Here is a 398-nt window from a genome sequence, read left to right as displayed (position 1 = left end):
GCATGCACCACCATGAACATCGTCGCCCCACCGCCGGCGGCCAGCTCCACCAGCCGCGCATGCGTCACCGCATCCACGCCTATCGGGACCGTGCCACTGCGGAAGGAGGGCACCGCAGGCCGCGGACGGTCAAACGGCAGCACCGTCTCCTGCGGCACTCCGTCCAAGGCCCGCCGCCAGAACTCGACCTGACCCGCCACCGCACTGCCCGGATCGTCCAGTTCCCCGAGCACCTCCCGCTGCCACAACGCATAATCCGCGTACTGGACCGGCAGCGGCTCCCACCCAGGCACCCGCCCAGAAAGCCGCGCACCGTAGGCGGCCTGGAGGTCGTTCGCCAGCACACCCATCGACCAGGCATCCGTCGCAATGTGATGAGCCACCAGCAACAAGACAGA

At 68.6% G+C, this 398-nt stretch carries 1 protein-coding gene; it reads right to left on the bottom strand.

The genetic code is table 11. From position 1 onward, the window contains the following. Positions 1 to 350, bottom strand: a 350-nt coding sequence (locus tag KVT45_RS55185) for a condensation domain-containing protein (RefSeq protein WP_254648764.1), incomplete at its 3' end; no start/stop codon positions are given. Positions 351 to 398: the final 48 nt, after the last annotated feature.

The sequence above is a fragment of the Streptomyces sp. GbtcB6 genome, from assembly GCF_019091475.1.
In the GTDB taxonomy this organism is placed as follows: Bacteria; Actinomycetota; Actinomycetes; order Streptomycetales; family Streptomycetaceae; genus Streptomyces; species Streptomyces hyaluromycini.
This window is presented reverse-complemented; position numbering and strand designations above follow the sequence as displayed.